Genomic DNA, 19,701 nt, shown 5'->3' with positions numbered 1-19,701 from the left:
AGGTTGGCCGTGGGGGTCTTGGGGACCGTGGGCTGGGGTGGCGGGTCACCAGGTGCCCCGGGCGGTGTGGGCGGCGCTTCCGCTGGTGATCCAGTCGGTGAGGGCCTGGAGGTCGCGTATCGCGCTGTCGTACTGGCGGCGGCTGTGGTCGCGTACTTCGCGGGAGGAGCGGTGGGCGGACTGCCCGTACCAGGCGCCGGCGTCCAGGGCGTCGGCCCAGCGTTTGGCGACGGCGGCGAGGAGTTGCTCGGGGAGGCCGTGCAGGCAGGTGCACCGGGTGGATGTGAGGGCGTCGTGGAAGGTACGCGAATGGAGCTGGTGCTCGCGGATGTCGGGGGAGAGCCGGATGGGCCGGGTGTGCCAGGCGGGGAGGTGGGTGCAGGGGCTGAGGTGGGCGACCGTCTGGGCGACGGAGGGGGCGGCGGCCTGGGCTTGGGTGAGGACGTGGTGGGCGGCGTCGTGGAGCAGGGGGAGCGTGGTGGTCATGTCGGCTTGTCCTGTTCTGGTGGTCGTGGTGGCGGGTCCGGGTTTACCCTCCCATCGCCGACGTGTACTAAATTACTGTTCGGAGTGAGTGGGGTCAAGCGGGGCGTGGTCGGGGTGTTCGTCGGGCCACCAGCCGGCGGCCGCCGCGTTGGCTTCGTGCCGGACGGCTGCGGCTTCCAGGGCGTGGGGGCTGGCGAGGTGGGCGGCGTAAGGCGGGCGGGGGAAGGCTTCGGTGAGGGCGCGCACCCGCAGGGCCTGGGCGGCCAGGAGTTGGGCGGCGGCCGCGAAGAGTTCACCGGGGGATCCGGTGGTGGTGGAGGTCTCCCAGCGTTCGTGGCGGTAGGTCTGCGCGACGATGCGCAGGGGGTTGGTCTGGACGGTGTACCGGTAGGCGATGGCGGCTGCGGGTTCGGGGGCGGTGGGCGCGGTGACGGCGGTGATCAGGTGGGGCGCGTGTTCGGTGACCCAGGCGCGGTAGTCGGCGAGGCCGCAGGCGTCGGGGTGGGGATGGGCGGCGATGAAGTCGGCGAGCGCGGGGATCTGCTGGGCGGGGGGTGACCAGCGGGAGTACAGGCGGGCCTCGGGGCGGCCGTTGGGGTCGAGCCAGTCGATGACGGCGCGTTCGGACATGGTGGGGCTCCTGGTGGTACGGCGGGGTGGGCGCCGCCCGGCTGCGCGGGCGACGCGTGGGGTGGGTCTACGGCTGGAGCGCCCGCTGGACTTCGGAGAGCTTGTGTTCGGCCTGCTTGGCCCGGTCCATCCAGGAGGTGAGGGCCTCGCGGGCGGCGTCGCGTTCCTTCCTGGCGAGGTCGCGCTGCTTGACGGCCTGGTTCGTGGCCTGGGCCCGTTCGACGAGTTCGCCGAGGTTGAGGGAGGAGAGGGAGGCGACGGAGATGGTGGAGACGTGCAGGGGGTCCGTCTTCGCCGGGGTCGGGGAGGGCTTGGCCTTCGAAGGCTTCGGGGACTTCGGCGGTGTGGCGGGGGTGGTGTCCCTGGTGCGGTGTTCCTTGAGGTGGGTGCGCACCAGTCCGATCTTGGGGGAGGTGAAGGGGCAGTGGATGCAGCCGTAGTGTTCGGCGCCGTCGGCCAGGAGGAGTCGTCGGATCTGCTTGAAGTAGACGCGCCGGTCGGGGGTGCTGATCGGGGCCTCGATGGCTTCGGACTCGAGAACCTGGACCCCGTTGATGGTGGTGGCGGTCACGGCGACTTCCTTCCTGACGGGCACCTCCGGGCCGCTGTTGCGGGCGGGAGAGCTGCTGGTGCAGCGGCTCTCGTGGTGCGGGTGGTGTGTGGTGTCCGGCCCGAGGCTTGCCCTCCCCGTTCCGACAAGTACTAATCTACCTCACGTGGGGATGGGTGGTCAACTCCTTCCGGACCGCGAGGGCCTCCGGCTTGTTCGCCGTGAGGAAGTCGTGGTGCATCCGGTCGCGGCAGGGTACGCAGATGGCCTGCGGCACGGTCCCGATCCACACGAGAGGTACGCAGGGGCCCGTGAGGGAGCTCCCGCAGGTCGTGCAGCTGGGCGCCGGCCGGTGGGCCGGGGGTGCGTGGTGGTAGAGCGTGATGTCGCGGCCTTCGAGGGTGAACCGGGCGAAGGAGGCGCGGCCTTCCTCGTACGAGCCGCCGTTGGCGTCCGCGGCACCCCGCAGGAGGTCGGCGACCGGGCGGGTGCCGGGGGTGATGGCGCCGCTCAGGGAGTAGCGGCCGTCGTCTTCACGGAAGAGCTCCCAGTTGTCGACCTGGGGCAGCCAGGCCGGCGCGTGGCCGAGGAGTTCGGCGAGGAAGGCGGCGGTGGCCTGGGCTTCGGGGGTGCGGTTCATCGGGTGCTGCTCCGTGGGCAAGTCGGGTCGGAGGCCGGGGAGGGTCAGTGCGCGTCGAACGCCGCGGCGAAGGTGCCGGCGCCGTCCGCGGGCCAGTCGCCGTTGGTCAGCTGGGCGAGGTAGGGGTGGAAGCGGGGGCAGTGCACGTCGGCAGGTACCCGGTCGGCGGGCACGTCGTCGGGGATGACGATCAGGAGGTACTCGTCGCAGACGCGGCAGTCGGCCACAGCTCCGCGGAGGTCGGCGGCGCTCCAGCGGGCGTGCGGGCGTTTCCAGGAGTGTCCGCAGCCGGTGGTGAACCGGATGCCGACCGGGGTCTTCTTCACGTGGGGCCTTCGTTCTGGGGTTCGGTGGCGCCGCACCCTTGGTGACGGCGCGAGGCAGAGGGGGTGTGCGCGCTGGGGGCGGCTCGATGCAGAGGGGGTGTGCGCGCTGGGGGCGGCTCGATGCCGCCCCCAGGGCGGTCTGGCTGCGCGGCGGGGGCCGTGAGCTCCGGGCGGCCGCGCGCCGCAGCCCGGGGGAGCGGTGGCGGGGCGTACGGCCGCGGCCCGCTCCGGTCTGTCGGCGCGGGCGCAGCCGGGCCGGCTCGATGCCGGCCGGGCTGCGGTCGCCGAGCGGCGGGACTGGTGGCTGTTCAGCCCTCGCCCCTGGCGGTCGCGATCCCGTGGTCCGCGGGCCTGGTGCCGCGCCGTACGGGCGCGGCACCGGCGGACGGGCTAGAAGGGAGGGTTCTCGTCGGTGGGGGCGGCGGCCCAGGCGTCGGCCGTCGGCGCGGTGCGCTGCTGCGGGGCCTGCTGGCCCCAGCCGCCCTGCTGGTTGTCGTTGTTGCGCTGGACCTTGGCGACCTTCGCGGTCGCGTTGCGCAGGCTCGGGCCGACTTCCTCGACGTCGAGTTCGTAGACGGTGCGCTTCTCGCCCTCGTTGGTCTCGAAGGTGCGCTGGCGCAGTCGGCCGGTGACGATGACACGCATGCCCTTGGTGAGGGACTCGGCGACGTTCTCGGCGACGTGGCGCCAGACGGAGCAGGTCAGGAAGAGGCTTTCGCCGTCCGTCCACTCGTTGGTGGTCTTGTTGAAGACGCGGGGGGTGGAGGCGACACGGAACTTGGCGACTCCGGCCCCGTTGGGGGTGAAGCGCAGCTCCGGGTCGTCGACCAGGTTGCCGATCAGGGTGATGGTGGTCTCGCCTGCCATGGGAGTGTCTCCTCGTGTGTGGTTCTGTGGCGGCCGGTCCGGGGCTTGCCCTCCCCTTCTCGACATTTACTATTCTACTCAACCGGGGTGTGGGTGTCAACCTCCCCGGCGTGCGCGGGCGGGCGGATCTCGGCGCCCGGGGCCGATGGGCGCGGAGCCTCCCTGGTGCCTGGCGCGGGGCGGGGCCTTCCTGCCGGGCCCTTGGCGGCGGGGCGTACGCGGTAGGTGCTGAGCGGGCCGCGTTCGTGGGAGGGGTCGATCTCCAGGCCGAGTGCGGCCAGTTCGTCGTGTGCGACGGGGAGGGGGTCGGTGTGCTCGGAGATCCGCGCGCGGGTCGTCTTGGTGAACGAGTGGCCGGCCTCGCCGGTGAAGAGCTCAAGTCGCCAGTAGTAGGCGGACCGGGCGGGCCGGTGTTCAATGCCGATGCGGCAGTGGGTGAAGTCGGTGGCGGTGAGCTGCGCGGCGCTCTTCGGGTACGCGGGCGGGGGCGCGGGGTGTTCGCCGTCGTGGGGGTCGGTGGGTGTGGGCATCGTTCCTCGCTGCGGTGTGCTGGCCGGCTTGGGCGTGCGGGCGGGCCCGGCCGCGTGCCGTGCGGGGGCCTTCGGGCCGGGGCTGCGGTGGCGCGGCCCCGGCGGGCGGGTCAGTCGAACATGTAGCTCGCGAACTGGCGCTTGAGGGTCCATCCGAAGTGCGCGGGCATGTCGGCGAAGTCGGGGAAGATGTCGATCATCGCGAGGGTGGCCTCGTCGGGGACGGACACGTCGACGAAGGTGTCGCCGGAGCGGTACTCCCACCGGTGGAAGCGGTAGAAGGTCCCGCCGATGTTGCGGACGTGGGTCTCGCTCGGCTCGGCGTAGACGCTCTCGCTGGAGGTCTGGAGGATGCGCGGTCCGACGGTGGGGCGGGCTGCGGTGGCGGTGGACATGTTCCCTCGTCTCGCTCGGTGGTTCGCGGTGTCCGACCCGGGGCCTGCCCTCCCCGTTCCGACATTTACTATTCTACTTCATGCGGGCGGGGTGTCAACCCCGCCCGGGTCCGACGGGAACCGCCTGCCGGACCCGGGGGCGGAGTGGGTCAGCTGACGCGGCGGAAGAGGTCGGCGGCGTAGTGGGCGAACTTCCCGTTCGCGTCGCGCCAAAGGTGCCGCCGGGCGTCGGCGACGGGGTTGCCCATCGTCCCTCCGGTCGGGGTGGAGTTCCCCTCGGCCTTCGCCATCTGCTCATGCCACGTCGCGACGGCATCCCGGCTGACGGCCAGGGCCTCTATGAGGTCGGTCCACAACTGGATCTGGAACTGGTAGCCGGTGATGTGCTCGAAGAAGCCGTCCATCCGGACGTTCTCCGCGCTCAGCCGCTCCTCGTGCAGGCGGTCCCACCAGTCGTTCGCGTAACGATGGGCGTCCTTGCGGCCGGCCTCGGCGGCGGTCTTCAGGCGGTCCTCGAAGAACTTGCGGTCGCGGGCGGCTCGATCGGTGGTCCTGGCCATTGGTGCTCCTCGTTGCGGCACTGGTTCGCGGTGGCCGACCCAGGGCTTGCCCTCCCTGTTCCGACATGGACTAGTCTACCCTATGGGGGGTGGGTGTCAACTCCCCATCCCGCTTTAGCAGGTGGACGGCGGGCCGGTCGGCCTCCTGGCCGTATCAGGCGTGGTGGCGGGAGATTCGGATCAGGGTGTCCGCCACGGTCACGGGCTCGTCGTCGAGCTTGACTGTGACGCGCCCGAACGCCAGGCGGGCGCTCCCGCGCGCGTACTCGGGGTCGTCGCGGTAGTCGATGTCGTGCTCTTCGTCGTCCCCGGAGAGGGTGGCGAGCGTGGGCCACGGGTCCGTCAGGCAGTCGCAGTCGTGCTCGTGATGGCACTCGTTGCGGTCCTGGGACCAGGTGCGCATCTGCTCGTACGCGGCCGGGGTGAGGCCGGGAAGGGTGATCTGGACGCGGTCGCCGTGCGACCCGGCGATGACGTGGCCGCTGAAGGAGGTGGCGGTGATCAGGCACAGTGCGTCGGGGCCTTCGCCCCTCCACGCGCAGTGGATGCTGCCCTGGCCGCCGCCCGCCTCGATCATGATCATGGCCGCGGTGTGGGCGGTTGCCGCCGCGGCGGCCTTCGCGGACTCGACCGCCATACGGAGGGTGGTGGCGCTCGCTTCGGACATGGTGATGCTCATGAAGACCTCGGGGTTGCCGTAAGGGCCCTTGTCGGCGGGCGGGGCGAAGGGATTGAAGGTGCGTGCCGGGCCGCGTCGGGGCGGCGGTGCCGTCGCCGAACGGCCTGGACGCGAACGGCCGGCCGCCGGGCGGTGGTGTGGTCGCTGGAGTCGGCGCGCTGGGGCCGGCCACCGTCCGGGGTCCGCGCGGCTGCGGGCGCGGACCCCGGACGGGCGATGGGTCAGCTGCGGACGGCTGCGGGTCCGACGGTGGTGTCCGTGAGCGGGTCGGCGGTACCCGGGTCGCCGAAAAGGGCCTGGTGGATGGCGCGGGCCTCTTGCCAGTCCTCGTTCCAGTCGCCGTTGCTGTTGATGGCGAAGACCTCGGGCATCAGGGTGTGTGCGCGCAGGAGCACGGCGGTGACGGCCATGTCGTAGGGGAGGCCTGCGGTTTTGGTGAAGCTCCAGACGAACGGGCCGGACTGCGAGAGGCGGCGGGGGGTGAGCTCCAGGCGGAAGTGTTCGCAGGCGCCGTCACCGCGTCCGTTGAAGGCGATCAGGTCTTCGCTGATCACCGGGGCGCCGGTGCCGTCCGGCCCGGCCAGCGCCACGCCCGACTTCTTGGCGAAGTCCACGACGGCCGCCGCGTCCAGGCGCAGCTGGAGCCAGTTGCTGCGGAAGGTCTCGGCCTGGGGCGTGTAGGCGAAGGAGTGGGTGTATCCCATGGGAACGGTTCCTCGTCTCGATGGTTCGTGGTGTCCGGCTCGGGGCTTGCCCTCCCCGTTCCGACATTGACTAGTCTACTTCGCTCGGTGGAGTGCGTCAACTCGCGGGCCGGGCCGGGGGAAGGGTGACGGTGCTCAGGAACGGCGGCGCGGCCCCGTCCTGGAAGCCGTAGGTGCTCTCCACGCTCCACGGGCGGGGCCCGGGGGTGGCTCCGGCGTTCCAGTGGAGTACGGCGGCGTAGGCCTCGCCGAGGGCCTGGCGCAGTAGTGCTTGGTCCTGCTGGTTGAGGGTGTCGGCGTCCTCGCGGGTGGCGAGTTCCGAACCGTACGCGTCCTCGATGCGCAGGAAGGTGACCGGCTGACGGGGGTCGGCGTCGTTGGCGGTGCGGTCGAAGATCACGCGCGCGGCCGTGGGGCAGATGGCCCGAATGGTGGGCGCGGCGGAGTAGAGGAAGGCTCCGGCGAGTTCCGTGTTGGCCTGATGGAGCTGGGAGCAGCGGGCGACGAGATACCCGGCGGGGTCGGAGTACGGGTCGGGCATGGGCGGCGTGGGGGCGGTGGTGGTCATCGTGCGGTCACTCCCTCGGGGCGGAGCATCCGGCGGGCGGCGGCGCGGCCGCTGGCGGTGAAGGACTCGCGGGCCTGTACGCGGGCGGTGCGGGCGGCGGTGAACCGGGCCTGGGCGGCGCGGTCGCCTGCGGCGGCGCGGGCGAGCAGGTCCGCCTGCGGGTCTGCGGGGCTCTGGCTGGGCACTGGGGGTCCGTTCTGGGTCGCGGTCGGGCCTGGAGGCCGGCCGGGGTCCCCTGGCCGGTGGAGGGGCTCCCCGCGCCCGTGGCGGGCGCGGGGAGCGGGAGGGCTACAGGCGGACCGTCTCGCCCTGGTCCATGACCTGGTCGGGGTCCGCCTCGGGGTCCTCGGCGTACTCGGCGACGTGGAGGGCGAGTTCATGGCGCAGCTTGGTCGCCGCGATGCTGTCCAGGGCCACCCGGGTGGGGGCGCAGAACTCGGACCCGTAGGCGTACTCGTCGGCCCGGTAGTACCCGAACCCGGCCCGGTCGACGGTCTCGGCGCGTCCGGCGTACAGCTCGTGGGCCAGTTCGCGGATCGTGTCGAGCTGGTCGGCGGCGGTCAGCATCACGGTGGGCATGTGCGTCTCCTCGGTTCGGTTCGCGGTGTCCGGCCCGGGGTTTGCCCTCCCCGTTCCGACAAGTACTAATCTACCTAACATTCGCGTGGGTGTCAACTCGCCCGGCGCTTTCTTCCGGGGAATCGAGAAACGCGGTGAGGGAGAGAAATAGGCGGGCTGCTTCCCATTCTTCGTACTCGGTTCCGTATTCCTCGTGGTTGCGAAGTTCCGCGCGCATCCTGCGGACCTCTTCTATCAACTTGTCGTCGGTCGGTGTGAATACGGCTCCTGCGGCCTGGCCTTCCATTTCCGGGTGTCCTGCGGCCCTCGCGCGGACCTTGCGCCATATCCTGGCCTTCTCCTGGCCTTCTCCTGGGCGAGTGCGAGCGGGCCTATGCCGTACACGTCGCCGTCGGCGCGGAGGACGGCACGCAGGCTCTTCTGCTCGGCTGCCCGTTCCGCGAATGCCGCGTCGGCGAGTTTCCGCAGGTGCTCGGCGTATTCGGCGTCGGGCACGTGGGCACGGTAAAGGTGCAGCGGGTGAGGGGTTCCGTATGTCATTTCAGTTTCCTCGCACAAGGTGATAGGTGCCCGCTCCGGCATAGAGCGGGATCACACTGCCGCTGTTGATCATGTGGACGGCGAGCGACTCCGCGACGGCCTCGATGTGGTCCAGCCACAGTTGCGGAACCCCATCGGTGCCGTGGTCGGTGAGGTAGTCGAGCGCGTACTCAGCTACGGCCGATTCGGGACTGACGTTGAATTCAGTTGTCCGGATGTACTTTTCCTGACACTTTTCCGAAAGGTGTTCAGCGTCACACGTTTCATAAATGTGCTTGACAACATCGGAAGGAAATTTGTCCAGCACTTCGGCAATGAGTATAAGGTCTTCGATTTCCTCCGTCTCGGCAATATTGATACCGCCGAACCCCTCAAAGCTGTGGATCGCGTATTCTTCCGCATCTCCCTGCGGGGACGTTTCGAGAATGCCGGTAATCTCTCCGTATACGGCCTCGGCGTCATCGCCGATGTTTATCCACTTTCCATGGAGTCGTCCGGCGTTGTAGTCGGAGAGAGAGGCGACATAGATTGCGTTCATGGGGTTCGTGTCCTTGCCTTTGCGTGCCGGTGCGGGGCGGGGCCGGGCGGCCCGGTGGGGGCCGCCCGGGAGGGGTTATCCGATGACGCGCATTCCGATAAGGCGCGGGCTGTCGTCGGTCTCTCCGCACCAGTCGTGCGCGCAGTCGGCGCACAGGTGGGGGCAGTTGCAGGAGTCGCGGGTGAAGGTGGCGACGTGCCAGCCGTGGTCATGGGCGGCCCAGGCGCCCTCGTCGCCGTCGTCCGGGAAGCCGGAGCGTGCGCCGCACCGGTCGCACTGGATCGGGTCGCAGGCCGGCTGCGGGGTGATGAGGACGGGCGGGGCCTCGGTCATGACGGCGACCATGGTGACTCCTGGGCTCGGTGGTCCGTGGTGTCCGGCCCGGGGTTTGCCCTCCCCGTTCCGACATTTACTATTCTACCTATCCGGGGCGGGGGAGTCAACCTCCCCCGCCCCGGATTTGCTCAGTCCGTGGGGCGGTTCGCCTCGGCGAAGGACAGCAGCCACTGCGGCACTTCGCGCATGAGCAGCATGAGGTGCGGGACCTCCGCGCCCGGCGCGCCGGACTTGAGCACGCGGACCCCGCTGACGTTGACGCTGCGCAGCTCCCACGCGTCGGTGTTCATACGGGCCCAAGAGAGGGAGGTGCCGGTGGGGTGGAAGGGGTAGCGGCGCCCCGCCCCACGGATGTCGGGGGCCCCGGCAAGGAAGTAGTCGCGGCGCACGTAGGTGAAGTACCGCACGACGCTGCGCCCCGCGTCGTCGTAGATGCTGTTCACCTCGGTCCGGTCGGCCCGAAGGGTTCCCGTGACGGGCGTAGTGGTGGCGCTGGAGGCGGTCTTGTCCGGGCGGGTGGTGGTCACGGGGGTCTCCTCGGCTCGGCGTTCGTGATGTCCGGCCCGGGGTTTGCCCTCCCCGTTCCGACGTTTACTATTCTAGTCGTCCGGGTGGTTTTTCGCAACCCTGGGCGGGTCGGTTTCCGTGCTGGCTCGGCCCCGTGCCGGGCTGGCGGGCGCGCAGCGTCCGCGTGTCCTTGCGCAGTGTTCGCCCCGGTCGGCCCGTCAGCCGGTGTGCGGCCGTGGCGTGGACGTGCAGGTGGCCGCAGACCTTTCTTTCTCCCGCCCCGGTAAAGGCAGTACCAGGGCGCGGGGGTCTGGCGGTCAAGCGCGGGAAGGAGTACCGCAGGCGGTATAGCGACGTAGGAGCGGGCCGGCGAGGACACGGACTGGAGCGCTTGAGGGGCAGGCTCCCGCGCCCACAATCAGAAAGCCGGGGATGGAGGAAGACCCCGGTGCCGGCCGGAGCGAAGCGCAGGTCGGTGTCGGGGTGAGCAGCGCCCGGCGCAGCCGGGCTCCTTCCGGTGCGCAGCACCGGCTCTTGTCGCTTCGGAGAGGGGTACCGCGGCGGGTCGGCCGCGATCCGGCGCGGTACCTGGCCGGTTCGGTGCGCACTCCGGGGCCCCGCGCCGGAGGAGCTGGGGCCTCGGGAGCGCGGGGCGGGGTGGTGCTCGTGCTGGTTACGCCGCGGCCGGGCGCTCTGTGCTGGCGAGGTGGGCGCGGAGGTCCTCGGCCCGTCGGGAGGTCCTGTCCCGGGCGGCCCGGGTCTCGGTGAGGGTCTGGTCCAGCTGGTGCAGGTCCTTGCTGTACCTGGCGAGCCAGTAGACGGCGGCGATCTTGCGTCCTGCGTCTTCGAGGGCCTCGCGGTCGGGGCTGGCGCGCCAGTGGGCGACGACAGCGGCGAGTACGGCCTGGGCGTGCCGGCGGGTGGCGGGTGGCAGGGGGACCGTGTTGGTGTTCTTGTCCCGCCGTGAGGTGGGCGCGGGGGAGCCGGCGTCGAGGTGCGCGAAGAACACGCGGGAGCTGCGGGCGAGTTCGATTCCGTTGACGGTGAGGGGGTCTGCGCGCCGGTGGGCGGGGGTGATGGGGGCGGTCCCGAAGAGGATGTGCAGGTCGGGTGACCAGGAGCGGTCCGGATCGGTGGGGTCGGACAGGGTGGTCCCTGGTGAGAGAACGACGCTGCCGGTGACGTGGGGTCCGCGGAGCCGGTAGGTGGTGGAGGCGTCGGCGAGGTCGGTGGTGATGTCCATGCGCAGGAGTCCGTACGAGCCGAGGTGCTGCTCGGCGTGCGCGGGCGGGGTGTTCGGGGCGGTGATGGTCACGGTGTCCTTCGGGTGGGGTCCAGGGGGTTCGGTGGGTGTTGCTCCGGATCCGGGGGCGACGGTCCGGGGTGGCGGGCCCGAGTGGGGCGGGAGACCGCGCCCGACCTCTCGGAGGTCAGGAGGCGTGCGCGGGCGGCTTCGGGCTGCGTGCTCGGCGCCGTTCACGCATCCGGGCCTTGATCTGCTCGGTGGTGGGGAGGGCGTACTTGTGCCAGCCGACGGGGGGCTTCCACTGCTGGAAGTGGTCGCGTGCCGGGATGCCGCACCAGCGGCACGCGGAGGGGGTGGCAGCGGAGTTCACGAGTCGCCCGGCGGTGAGGCGGAGGCGGTGTGGGCGTGCCAGGGTTCGAGATCCCAGGAGAAGTTCTGGAAGTCGACGCGGACGGTGTCCGGTACGGCGGTGGTGAGGCTCCCTCCGGGGCTGAGGGCGTAGACGAGGGTGACGCGGAGCGCGGCCCCGGTGTGGTTGTCCAGCCGGCCGCTGAGCATGGCGGCGATGTCCCGGGGCATGGCGCGGTCGAGAGGTACGTACTGGCCGGTGATGCATTCCGTGCACGCGCAGCTGGGCGGGTCGACGGCTGTCAGGGTGGGCATGACGGTTCGGGCCTTTCGGGGAGGTGGGCGGCGGCCGCCGTGCGGCGGTGGGCCGGCCGGGGCTTGGGCGCGCGCGAGCGCGGCGGCTCGATGCCGCCGGGATCGCGGTCGCCCACCGGGCCGGCTCTTCCGGGGCGGGGGGAGCACCCCGCCCCGGGCTGGCGTCAGAGCGTTTTCATGTGGCGCATTACCGCGCGGTGGGCGGGGTGGTCGGCGGGGATGTGGCAGGAGGCCTCGTACGCGCTGTAGTCGGGGCGGACTTCGAGGCGGACGTCGGGGCGCTCGGCGGGGGTGCACATCTCCCGGGCGCGGATGGTGACGAGGTAGCCGTTCTCGTAGACGCTGACGGGGGCGTAGGAGGTGGCGGGGCAGAGCGTGAGCATGTGGGTGCCGGACTGGGTGACGACAAGCCACCACGTGCCGGGACGCGCGGCGGGCGGGGCGGTCTCGGTGGGCTGGGGGCGGGTGGCGGTGGCCTGCATGGCGGTGCCCTTCGTTCGGGTCGCGGGGGTGTTCGCGGCGTGCGGCGCGGTGGTTGGGGCCGACGGCGGGGATCGGGGGGTGTGCGCGGGCGGGGCGGCTCGATGCCGCCGCGCTCGCGGCCCGTCCCCGGGGGCCTGGCCCGCCCGGGGGAGAGGTCCGGGCGGGCCGGGGTGCCGCTCCCCGGGGCCGGGGTGGTGGTGCTGGCCCCGGGGAGCGGCGGTCCGGGGTTACGCGTTGGCCGCGAGGCTCATGGCGGTGAGGGCCTGGCCTTCGAGTTCGAACGCGGCGTCGGCGTCGTCCAGGGTCTGCGCGGTGGCGGTGATGGCCTGCATGAGGCCGCCCGCCGTGGTCTGTCCGCCGCGAATGAAGTGGCCCATGATCGACTCGCGAAGGCTGTCGGTGAACTTGAGCTTCTTCGAAACGACCTCGACTGTCTTGACGGGGTCGGTGATCTGGCGCCCCGCCTCCTTCTCGATGGCGGTGAGCTTGGCCTCGACGTAGTCGCGGTCAAGGAAGGTGGTCACGGCGTCGCGGGCCTGGGCGGTGATCAGCTCCAGGTTCTTCGTCTCGGTGTCGCCCGACCACCGGATGACACCCTCGTCCAGCTTGGCGCCGAGGTGGACGGCGCGCAGGGCGTCCTTCTGGATGGTCATGCCGTTCTCGCACACCTTGACGGTGATGCGGGGGGTGATGGTGAACGCTCCGGCGCCGACCTCGCTGTTGGCGATGACGAATCCGGCGGACACGATCGGGAGTTCGTCCCCGCTCTGGCCGGTGAAGGGCGAGCGGTAGCCGCGCAGGAGCGCGGGGGCGAGAACCTTGATGTGCTCGGACTCGACGCGGACGATCATGCGGCGCTCGGTGAGGTCGCATCCGGTGATCTTGACCTCGTGGCCGGACTCCTTCACGCCGCTCAGCGCGGCCATCAGGACATCGAAGTTGTCGATCCGCTTGTAGCTGTCGGACAGGAACGCGCGCAGGATGCCTTCGCCGCCCTGCTCGCCGGTGAATCCTCGCAGGAGGAACTTGCGGGAGGGGTCCTCGGCGAGCCACCCCATGACGTTGGCGTCGTACAGGTCCACCTTGTCGGCGCGCATGCGGCGCAGGTAGGCGAGCGGGATTCCGAGCTTGGCGGCAATGCCCTCGTCCGCGACGGTGGTGGGCCGGTAGGTGCCGTCCGCCATGGTCACGCCGGTGTCGGTGAGGATCGGGGGGAGGCCCTGGACGGTGACGTTGCCGCCCTGGACGGTGAGCGCGGACGCGGGGGCCACCATGTCGATCTTGGCGTTCTGCTGGCGCTGGAGGATCTGCGCGAGGTCGGAGAGGTCGGCGTTGCGCGCGCTCGACGCTGCGTCGGTCGGGATGACGACGGCGGCGCGGCGGGTGAACTGCTCGGCGGTCTCGATAGCCATGATGCGCTCCTGTGTGAGGCTGGTTCGTGGTGTCCGTCCCGGGGTTTGCCCTCCCCGTTCCGACAAGTACTAATCTACCTGACTGGGGGTGGGTTGGCAAGGTGAGAGCGGCGGATTCCCATGATCTTTTAGCGGGATTTCTGCGCCCCGCAGATAGGCGACCCCGTGAGTGGGGGGTCCCTCCGGTCGGTCGGCGGCGCGGTGGGTGCCGCGCCCGGTCGGGACGGTCGGGCTCGCGTAGCGACCGCGTAGCGGCTTGGCTCGGCCGTCCCGGCCGGGGGTGGCAGGGTTCGGACGTCGATCGACCGGAGGGACCCCCCACGCCCCGCCTCCCCCACCACCGGCCACCCGCACCCGGCGACGGTCCCCCGGCCCCTCTGGGAGTGAGGCCGGGGTCCGGGGCAGCGCCCCGCTGCAGTACGCCACTCCAGCCCGTACGGACGCCCGGTCAGTGCCGGGACGGCCGGGCTAGACCGGGCCAGTCGGTGTTCTGCGGGCCGGCGCCACCCGGGGCCCAGAGCGGCGCCCCGGCGCCGTTCGAGGGGGCGTCCGGCGGGGCGGCCGAGAGGGAGTGGACCCGGCAGGTGCTCCTCGGCGGGGTCGGGCAATCCTCCCCGCGGTCACCTCGGTTCCCGCTACCGTGGCCGTCAGCCGCAGGGAGGTTGAGTGCCTACAACCGTGATGGGGTTCCGGCTCGGGTCTGACAAGCAGGGGCGTCAGGTGACGGTCGTGCTGACGCAGGCCGGCGTCCTGCACCGCTGCAACGGCCCGATGGGCCTGGCCCCCAAGCCGACCAAACCCGCCGTGCCCTGTTCCGTGGATCCTCATCCGGTGCCACGACAGGCCGCGAGGCTCCGGCAGATCCACGCGGAGCTGACCGGCAGGGGATACGACCGTGTGCTGGTGGCACCCGCCTGTGTGCGGCTGGGGGTTACCGAGCACCCGCTCCACGCCCACCCGCACGGGCCGAACGCGCCCGCCGTGCACCTGGAGCTGCTGGAGGAGTTCATCGGCCTCGCGCCGTCCGCTCCGCGGCACCTCGATGAGGCGTTCCGCGACTTCTACACGGCCATCGGCCTGCCGGCGCGCCCCAAGCATCTCGTCCGCGCCGACCCGACACAGGCGCCTCCTGCGTCCCGAGTCGACGGAGCGCTTCGCGTGCTCGCCCGTGGCTCCGCCATCACCTCGCCGGCGCGCCGGGCGATCGGCTGGAGAGTCACCGCCGACGACGTACGCCTCCAGGTCGGGGCCGGCGGCGAGGCCCTCGCCCATCGGGAGGTCGCCGAGCTCCAGGCCGCCCTGACGGCGTGGCTCCGCCTCAACCCGGCCCCCGGCACACCCGCGGTGCCGGCGCCGTCTTCCGGGACGGAGCCGGGCACCCGAGTCCCGTCACAGACAAGAGCTGACAGGGCGCGCGTTGGGGGACGTCGACAAGGTGGCACATCCGGCTGACGGGAGCCTGATCCCACTGCCACCATCAGGTGATGGAGTACTTCGCGCTCACGTCCAAGACGACCGGGCATGACCCGGCCGATGTCGAACCTGCTCTCCGGCGAGCCTGGGATGCCTGCGCCGCGGTTCCCTGCCCGAAGTGCCACGTTGCGGCGGGCCAGTACTGCCGTAACCCGATCCGGGGCGTCTGGTACGTGACCCGCTTCCACAAGCCCCGGCAGACCGCGGCGGATGTCCCGAGCGTGCTGGGGCCGGTCGGCGTCCACGGACTCAGCTGGGCCAGGGGCACCGGCGTGTTCGCGTGGGACGACCGCCTCATTCCAGCAGCACCGTGACCACCAGGTTCCAGACCCCGCCGGGCAGTCCTCCGCGAGCGGGATCCGCGGGCGACAGCGGGAGTCAGGCGGCCGGGAGTCCTCGATCCAGGGCCTGGTGGGTCAGCCCGAAGCCGAGAGGGCGGGGTCAAGGGGCGCTTGGGTTAGGTTCACCCGTATGAACGTCACCCCTATGAACTCATTGGCGCAGGTGTACGACAGGGAGTTCCGGGTGCGGGGCCTGCGTGAACAGGGCTGGGGACGGGGCCTGATGGCCGTGGCCGTACTCATCTGGCTGTGGCTGGGGTACTTGCTCGTGTTCCCCTTCAGCGTCGACGGCCACCGCGGTGCTATCGAGTGCAAGTCCCGCGCCTTCCACGAGACCGGATATCTCCGCGAGTCCTACCGCGTGGACGAGGGAGACAGTTGCGACGGCGCGCGCGACTGGGGCCCGATCACCGCCGGCCTGCTGCTCTCTCTTCCCTTCGCCATCGGAGGCGCCGGCCTGTTCGTGTCGGGTACCTCGACGGTCCGCACCGCCGCGTACGCCGCGGACATCGCCCGCCTGAACATCGAGGAGTAGTCCTCGTGGGGGTGGCAGAAGTCGAGGGACCCGCGGCACCACAAGAGCGCCGACCTGCCGGTGCCGGGGCGCGACCCCCGTCGCGGCACGGTGGCTGGCCGCAACGCCGCGGCGGGATCCGCGAGGGCGAGTTCGGGGTTCAGCGTGATGCCAGTCGTATCGCGGACTCGGGAGCTCACCCTGGTCCCCACCTGACCGGGAGGCCCGGCACCTCCGAGCACCAAGATCATGTATGCCCGTTTTTGGTCCGCTTTGAGGGTGGGTGGGATACTGCGGCATGACCCCGCTCAAGGCCCGCCGGTTCCAGATGCTCGACGAGATATCCCGTCACATTGAGGAACACGGCCAAGGCCCGAGCATCCGGGAGCTCGGGCCGGCGGTGGGACTCTCCAGCAGTTCATCCGTCGCCTTCCAGCTGACTCAGCTGGAGCAGCGGGGCCTGCTGACTCGACGGACGCGGGACTGGAGCAGCGTGCGGCTGACCACTGCCGCCGTGCGTTTGCTCGGCGCGCAGGAGGTCGCGCCGCGGGGAGTGCGGCGAGGCGGCCGTACCGCTTACCCGGCGAACAGGCAGTGACGTTCGCCCGCCGTACATCGTGAGTCTGGCCTGCGGGTCGCTGTACGGTGCTGACCGGGGGCGTACCGGCTCCTGGCCGTACGAGAGGGGGCGAGGGAACATGATCGACACCCAGTGGGACGTGAACCGCGAGGACAGCGACTGGGGCCTCGTGTAGGGCCGTCGGGGTGTCCACCGTGCTGCGGCGGACACCCCGCACGCTCTGTGGCGCGGATCGAGCCTCAGCCGGGCTCGTCTACTCGGTTCTCGGGACCGTTGCCCGGCTCGGCCGCAGCGGCGTTCTGGGCCTGCGGCCGGCGGGGTCGGGCGAGCGGGATTGCGGACCACCCTTGCTCCAGGACGGCGTTGTGGTCCAGGAACTCGTACTGGGGGAACAGCTGGCGCAGGTCCGCGGCACCGGTGTCGACGGCCGCACAGAGGAGCTTGGCCAGGCTGGTGCCGGTGATGGTGACGGCCTGCTCCAGTTCGGCGATGGCGGTGACCATCACCGGGATCCTGGTCTCGGGCAGGTCCACGCGGTGCGCGGGGGTGTTGATCTGGTGGAACGGCTCTGCGGTCACCACCATCCCGATCATCCGTCGGTCGTTTGGGATGTCGGCAAGCTCTGGGTGCTCGCCGGAGTGGAGAAAGCCGGCCGATCGGTTGATCTGCTCGAACCCCTTCCCGATCGGCGTCTTGGGGAGAAGGGTGGTGAAGTCGGGCCCGCCGAGCCGCAGCGACTCACTCGGGCGGGTCGACTTCACCTCGATCAGCAGGACGAGGTCGGGGAAGACGACGAAGAAGTCGACCGTCTTCTTGCTCACCTTCTTCGAGATCTTGACCAGGGTCTCCGGCTGAACATCGGCGTCGGGCAGCAGGGCGAGCTGACGGCCGACGTAGCGCTCGAAGAGCCTGCCGACGTCGGTGGTGAACGACTGCCCCCACGGCGACTGGTTGTCGCCCCCGGTGTAGTACAGGCCGAGAGGGGTCGCCTTTCCCAGCACGGCGGCCGGCACCGGGACGAGGTAGCCGCCCGTGACGCCACGGACCAGCGGAGTAGAACGGAGCGGGTTGTGCCGGTAGCGGCGCAGGAGCGGGTCGTGGTTGGCGGGGAAGCTGGCACGGAGCTTGTTCTTGGTGGTGCTGAAGTGTCGGTTCAGCACCGCCTTGATCTGTGCCGGGGACCGGAGCCCGTCGAACTGGTCGTAGTCCGCATTGGGGTACCAGTCCACGGCGAACCGGCCGCGGTGGCTCGGATTCGGGTGGGAGGTGGCGCAGCTCCAGACGAGGTTGACGATGCCGAGGTAGTCCGCCAGGGAACAGCCAAGCCGGTCGTGGTCCCAACCCGGGAGGATCACTTCCAGCGGGTCTTCTGAATCGTCTGGGTAGGGGGTCTGAGCCAGCAGGGCGATGGAGCGGCTCAGCTGCGAGTAGTCGTCCTCCTGCCACGGGCCCTGGTGGTGGATGACCCGCTGCAGGTACCCCTCCCAGCGCTCCATCCCTTCCGGTTCCAGGCGGACCGGATCGTCCAGGGCCAGGAACAGGTCGAGGATCTGCCGGAGGTCCGCGCTAGTTGCGCTCGGCCGGCCGTCTCGGCCCCGAGCCAGAGAAACCCAGGCCGCGTCGAGCAGAGCCCACGGCCCGTACTGGCTGCGGCCTTGGGCCGCCAGGGCGCGGATGGGCGGGAGACTGGCGCTGGTGGCCGCGATCAACTGCGTCAGCGAGTTCGGGTCGTGACGCAGGACCCGCTCGAAGTACTCGGTCTCCGGAACGGGGTAAGGGGAGAGGTCTTGCCGCATACCCGTAGATCTTCCGCCTCTACCGAGCGGGCCGCGACGGGTTTTCCCGTACCAGGCGCCGGGGTTCCTCGTTCTCGGGCGCGGGAATGAGGCCGCCCGGCCCGCGCCCGAGAGCTGGCGGGGCGACGAACAGCTGGGCCGTCACCACAGATGAGGGCCCCGCCCCTTCTTGATCATTTGCCCTTGCCGGGTGAGACCCCCTGCGGCACGGTTTCGCACTGGGGTGCTGGCAGGCCCGCACGGGCACGGATGAGCTGGGCGCGGTTGGCGACTTCGTGGGGCGGGGGCATCGGGCCACCCCGGCCCTGGGCCGCGAGGCTGCGGATGCGGGCGGCCTGGCGGTCAAGCAGGGCGGCCGCTTCCTCGTGGAGTTCGGCATCGGTTCCGGCCTGCACGAGGACGGTCCAGCGTCCTCGTGCACCGGGGAGGAGTACTTCGCGCTCCCTCGCGGTGACGAGAAGGGTGCGCTCGGCAGGTTTGGTGCCGGTGAGCTGGACGAGGTAGTGGAACTGGATGTCCGAGGTGGGCAGCAGGAGGGCTGTGCGCTTGCCCGTCTCCTCCTCGCCCAGGACGTAGGGGGCGTGCTCTGCGGCCCAGCTCTGGAAGAGGCCGGCGTCGGGGGTCTGGCCGGTCTGCCGTGCGGCGTGCACGAAGTCCGCGAGCGCGGGCAGGAAGGTGCTGGGGCTCAGCCAGTGGTTGCGCCGCAGGAAGGCGGGGACGCCACTGTCGGTCTGGTGCCACTCGATGATGGCGCGGGCTCCCATCGGGAGGCCTCCTCGGGGGTGGTGGTCGTGGTGAGCTGCTCCGGGTTGCCCTCCCGGAGATCGGTGGTCTGCCGGGCGCCCCGGACAGGACCGGGGCGCGCGGGAGGTTTCAGGGGGAGGTCAGGCTCGGGTACCTCTCGGTCGGGGGCTCGACGCTGCCGGGGGTGAGCGGGAGGTACTCGTGGTCCGGGTAGGCGTTGTGGGTGCTGAACCTGGCGTCGGGGTAGGCGTAGATCTGCTTCGTTCCCCGGTAGGTCCGGCTCCAGCGGAAGGACCACGAGACGAAGCCCTCCTCGTCGACGCTCACCGTGGCGATTTCACCGACCGAGTACTCGGAGTGCGGGCCCGGGGTGAAGGCGGTCTGGATGAGCATTCCGACCTTGAGGTCGCGGGCTGCGACGGCGGGCAGGCCGGTGGCGATGCAGGCTGCGCAGGGGCCGTTGGCGTGGTGCGGGTGCGGCATGAGGAGCAACTCCTGGAGGCGGGGCGGCGCGTGGAGGACGGTCCAGGGCTTGCCCTCCCCGTTCCGACATTGACTATTCTATCCATCGGGTGGTGGGGTGTCAACGGGACACCCCACCGGGTTCACCGGCGCTACCTGGGGAGCTCGCTCTCCTCGCAGGCGATGACGAGGTGTTCCAGGATCCGTTCGGGCCTGCCGGGGCGGTCCTGGAGGCGCGCGACCCGCAGCGTGATCCGGCGGTGGCGGGCGAGCGTCCGGCCGCAGACCCTGCACTCCTCGAACACCAGGTTGGGCGTGCCGTCCGCGGCGAGGCGCAGCCGCTCGCTGTCCCACACCTCGTCGGGGGAGCGGGTGGCCGCCAGGGCGTTGCCGGTGTGGTGGAGCTGTCCCTTCACGTCGTCGGAGTCGAAGAGGTCCCCCCAGACGGTCTGGCCGCTGCGCAGGTCGACGATCTCCATGAGGGTCTTGTCCGGCTCGTGCTGAATGCTGGACTGGAGCATGAACTCCGGGGGGTGGGTGCCCAGCATGAGC

The 19,701-nt window shown here is 70.9% G+C and carries 31 protein-coding genes; 4 read left to right on the top strand and 27 right to left on the bottom strand.

The features are described 5' to 3' along the window. Positions 1-45 precede the first annotated feature (45 nt). The 23 genes from OG247_RS44110 to OG247_RS44000 all read right to left on the bottom strand — a co-directional run bounded on the left by OG247_RS44110 (position 46) and on the right by OG247_RS44000 (position 13,239). Positions 46-486 (bottom strand): hypothetical protein, encoded by a 441-nt coding sequence (locus OG247_RS44110; protein WP_327258264.1) that lies wholly within the window; start codon positions 484-486, stop codon positions 46-48. A 72-nt stretch (positions 487-558) separates the two neighbouring features. After that, positions 559-1,116, bottom strand: a complete 558-nt coding sequence (locus OG247_RS44105; protein WP_327258263.1) for a hypothetical protein — start codon at positions 1,114-1,116, stop codon at positions 559-561. A gap of 67 nt (positions 1,117-1,183) precedes the next feature. Then, positions 1,184-1,687, bottom strand: a complete 504-nt coding sequence (locus OG247_RS44100) for a hypothetical protein (protein WP_327258262.1) — start codon at positions 1,685-1,687, stop codon at positions 1,184-1,186. 136 nt (positions 1,688-1,823) lie between these two features. Next, on the bottom strand, positions 1,824-2,306 hold the full coding sequence (locus OG247_RS44095) for a hypothetical protein (RefSeq protein ID WP_327258261.1): 483 nt from the start codon (positions 2,304-2,306) through the stop codon (positions 1,824-1,826). Positions 2,307-2,350: 44 nt separating this feature from the next. Continuing rightward, positions 2,351-2,632: a hypothetical protein gene (locus OG247_RS44090; protein WP_327258260.1), complete on the bottom strand. Its 282-nt coding sequence runs from the start codon at positions 2,630-2,632 to the stop codon at positions 2,351-2,353. Positions 2,633-3,022: 390 nt separating this feature from the next. Further along, positions 3,023-3,499: a single-stranded DNA-binding protein gene (locus OG247_RS44085; RefSeq protein ID WP_327258259.1), complete on the bottom strand. Its 477-nt coding sequence runs from the start codon at positions 3,497-3,499 to the stop codon at positions 3,023-3,025. Positions 3,500-3,573: 74 nt separating this feature from the next. Continuing rightward, entirely contained in the window at positions 3,574-4,029 is a 456-nt protein-coding gene (locus tag OG247_RS44080; protein ID WP_327258258.1) for a hypothetical protein, read from the bottom strand. A gap of 110 nt (positions 4,030-4,139) precedes the next feature. Continuing rightward, a complete protein-coding gene (locus OG247_RS44075) occupies positions 4,140-4,424 on the bottom strand; it encodes a hypothetical protein (RefSeq protein ID WP_327258257.1) in 285 nt (94 codons plus the stop codon). 149 nt (positions 4,425-4,573) lie between these two features. Next, positions 4,574-4,984: a hypothetical protein gene (locus tag OG247_RS44070; protein ID WP_327258256.1), complete on the bottom strand. Its 411-nt coding sequence runs from the start codon at positions 4,982-4,984 to the stop codon at positions 4,574-4,576. A 154-nt stretch (positions 4,985-5,138) separates the two neighbouring features. Next, complete coding sequence (locus tag OG247_RS44065; protein ID WP_327258255.1) at positions 5,139-5,663, bottom strand: hypothetical protein; 525 nt, start codon at positions 5,661-5,663, stop codon at positions 5,139-5,141. Positions 5,664-5,884: 221 nt separating this feature from the next. Continuing rightward, a complete protein-coding gene (locus OG247_RS44060; protein ID WP_327258254.1) occupies positions 5,885-6,367 on the bottom strand; it encodes a hypothetical protein in 483 nt (160 codons plus the stop codon). Positions 6,368-6,464: 97 nt separating this feature from the next. Next, a complete protein-coding gene (locus OG247_RS44055; protein WP_327258253.1) occupies positions 6,465-6,935 on the bottom strand; it encodes a hypothetical protein in 471 nt (156 codons plus the stop codon). Continuing rightward, a complete protein-coding gene (locus OG247_RS44050; protein WP_327258252.1) occupies positions 6,932-7,120 on the bottom strand; it encodes a hypothetical protein in 189 nt (62 codons plus the stop codon). The genes OG247_RS44055 and OG247_RS44050 overlap by 4 nt, the downstream gene beginning before the upstream one ends. Positions 7,121-7,223: 103 nt before the next feature. After that, the gene (locus OG247_RS44045; RefSeq protein ID WP_327258251.1) at positions 7,224-7,514 is read right to left on the bottom strand and encodes a hypothetical protein; all 291 of its coding nucleotides are present in this window, start codon (positions 7,512-7,514) and stop codon (positions 7,224-7,226) included. A 234-nt stretch (positions 7,515-7,748) separates the two neighbouring features. Next, on the bottom strand, positions 7,749-8,009 hold the full coding sequence (locus OG247_RS44040) for a hypothetical protein (protein WP_327258250.1): 261 nt from the start codon (positions 8,007-8,009) through the stop codon (positions 7,749-7,751). A gap of 46 nt (positions 8,010-8,055) precedes the next feature. After that, positions 8,056-8,592, bottom strand: a complete 537-nt coding sequence (locus tag OG247_RS44035; protein ID WP_327258249.1) for an antirestriction protein ArdA — start codon at positions 8,590-8,592, stop codon at positions 8,056-8,058. Positions 8,593-8,667: 75 nt separating this feature from the next. Then, the gene (locus tag OG247_RS44030; protein WP_327258248.1) at positions 8,668-8,937 is read right to left on the bottom strand and encodes a hypothetical protein; all 270 of its coding nucleotides are present in this window, start codon (positions 8,935-8,937) and stop codon (positions 8,668-8,670) included. Between the two features lie 119 nt (positions 8,938-9,056). Beyond that, a complete protein-coding gene (locus OG247_RS44025) occupies positions 9,057-9,455 on the bottom strand; it encodes a hypothetical protein (protein WP_327258247.1) in 399 nt (132 codons plus the stop codon). Between the two features lie 653 nt (positions 9,456-10,108). Then, positions 10,109-10,750, bottom strand: coding sequence for a hypothetical protein (locus OG247_RS44020; RefSeq protein ID WP_327258246.1), 642 nt, complete (start codon positions 10,748-10,750; stop codon positions 10,109-10,111). Between the two features lie 115 nt (positions 10,751-10,865). Beyond that, positions 10,866-11,051: a hypothetical protein gene (locus OG247_RS44015; RefSeq protein WP_327258245.1), complete on the bottom strand. Its 186-nt coding sequence runs from the start codon at positions 11,049-11,051 to the stop codon at positions 10,866-10,868. Beyond that, positions 11,048-11,344: a hypothetical protein gene (locus tag OG247_RS44010; protein ID WP_327258244.1), complete on the bottom strand. Its 297-nt coding sequence runs from the start codon at positions 11,342-11,344 to the stop codon at positions 11,048-11,050. The genes OG247_RS44015 and OG247_RS44010 overlap by 4 nt, the downstream gene beginning before the upstream one ends. A 164-nt stretch (positions 11,345-11,508) precedes the next feature. Next, positions 11,509-11,826, bottom strand: coding sequence for a hypothetical protein (locus OG247_RS44005; protein ID WP_327258243.1), 318 nt, complete (start codon positions 11,824-11,826; stop codon positions 11,509-11,511). Positions 11,827-12,054: 228 nt separating this feature from the next. Next, entirely contained in the window at positions 12,055-13,239 is a 1,185-nt protein-coding gene (locus OG247_RS44000; protein ID WP_327258242.1) for a DUF932 domain-containing protein, read from the bottom strand. Between the two features lie 666 nt (positions 13,240-13,905). On the opposite strand from OG247_RS44000, the gene OG247_RS43995 reads away from it, so the two are divergent. The 4 genes from OG247_RS43995 to OG247_RS43980 all read left to right on the top strand — a co-directional run bounded on the left by OG247_RS43995 (position 13,906) and on the right by OG247_RS43980 (position 16,165). Then, on the top strand, positions 13,906-14,691 hold the full coding sequence (locus OG247_RS43995; protein ID WP_327258241.1) for a hypothetical protein: 786 nt from the start codon (positions 13,906-13,908) through the stop codon (positions 14,689-14,691). A gap of 32 nt (positions 14,692-14,723) precedes the next feature. Continuing rightward, positions 14,724-15,026 (top strand): zinc finger domain-containing protein, encoded by a 303-nt coding sequence (locus OG247_RS43990; RefSeq protein ID WP_327258240.1) that lies wholly within the window; start codon positions 14,724-14,726, stop codon positions 15,024-15,026. Between the two features lie 157 nt (positions 15,027-15,183). Further along, positions 15,184-15,588, top strand: coding sequence for a hypothetical protein (locus tag OG247_RS43985; protein ID WP_327258239.1), 405 nt, complete (start codon positions 15,184-15,186; stop codon positions 15,586-15,588). A gap of 277 nt (positions 15,589-15,865) precedes the next feature. Continuing rightward, complete coding sequence (locus OG247_RS43980) at positions 15,866-16,165, top strand: LexA family protein (protein ID WP_327258238.1); 300 nt, start codon at positions 15,866-15,868, stop codon at positions 16,163-16,165. A gap of 221 nt (positions 16,166-16,386) precedes the next feature. On the opposite strand, the gene OG247_RS43975 is transcribed toward OG247_RS43980, so the two are convergent. The 4 genes from OG247_RS43975 to OG247_RS43960 all read right to left on the bottom strand — a co-directional run bounded on the left by OG247_RS43975 (position 16,387) and on the right by OG247_RS43960 (position 19,697). Further along, the gene (locus OG247_RS43975; protein WP_327258237.1) at positions 16,387-17,943 is read right to left on the bottom strand and encodes a hypothetical protein; all 1,557 of its coding nucleotides are present in this window, start codon (positions 17,941-17,943) and stop codon (positions 16,387-16,389) included. Positions 17,944-18,116: 173 nt separating this feature from the next. Next, entirely contained in the window at positions 18,117-18,707 is a 591-nt protein-coding gene (locus tag OG247_RS43970) for a hypothetical protein (RefSeq protein ID WP_327258236.1), read from the bottom strand. Between the two features lie 109 nt (positions 18,708-18,816). Beyond that, the gene (locus OG247_RS43965) at positions 18,817-19,170 is read right to left on the bottom strand and encodes a hypothetical protein (RefSeq protein WP_327258235.1); all 354 of its coding nucleotides are present in this window, start codon (positions 19,168-19,170) and stop codon (positions 18,817-18,819) included. Positions 19,171-19,301: 131 nt separating this feature from the next. After that, positions 19,302-19,697, bottom strand: a complete 396-nt coding sequence (locus tag OG247_RS43960) for a hypothetical protein (protein ID WP_327258234.1) — start codon at positions 19,695-19,697, stop codon at positions 19,302-19,304. Positions 19,698-19,701 lie beyond the last annotated feature (4 nt).

Origin of the sequence: Streptomyces sp. NBC_01244, assembly GCF_035987325.1 — a bacterium.
GTDB lineage: Bacteria > Actinomycetota > Actinomycetes > Streptomycetales > Streptomycetaceae > Streptomyces.
Note: the sequence above shows the minus strand (reverse complement) of the source record. Positions and strands in the feature narration are given on the sequence as shown.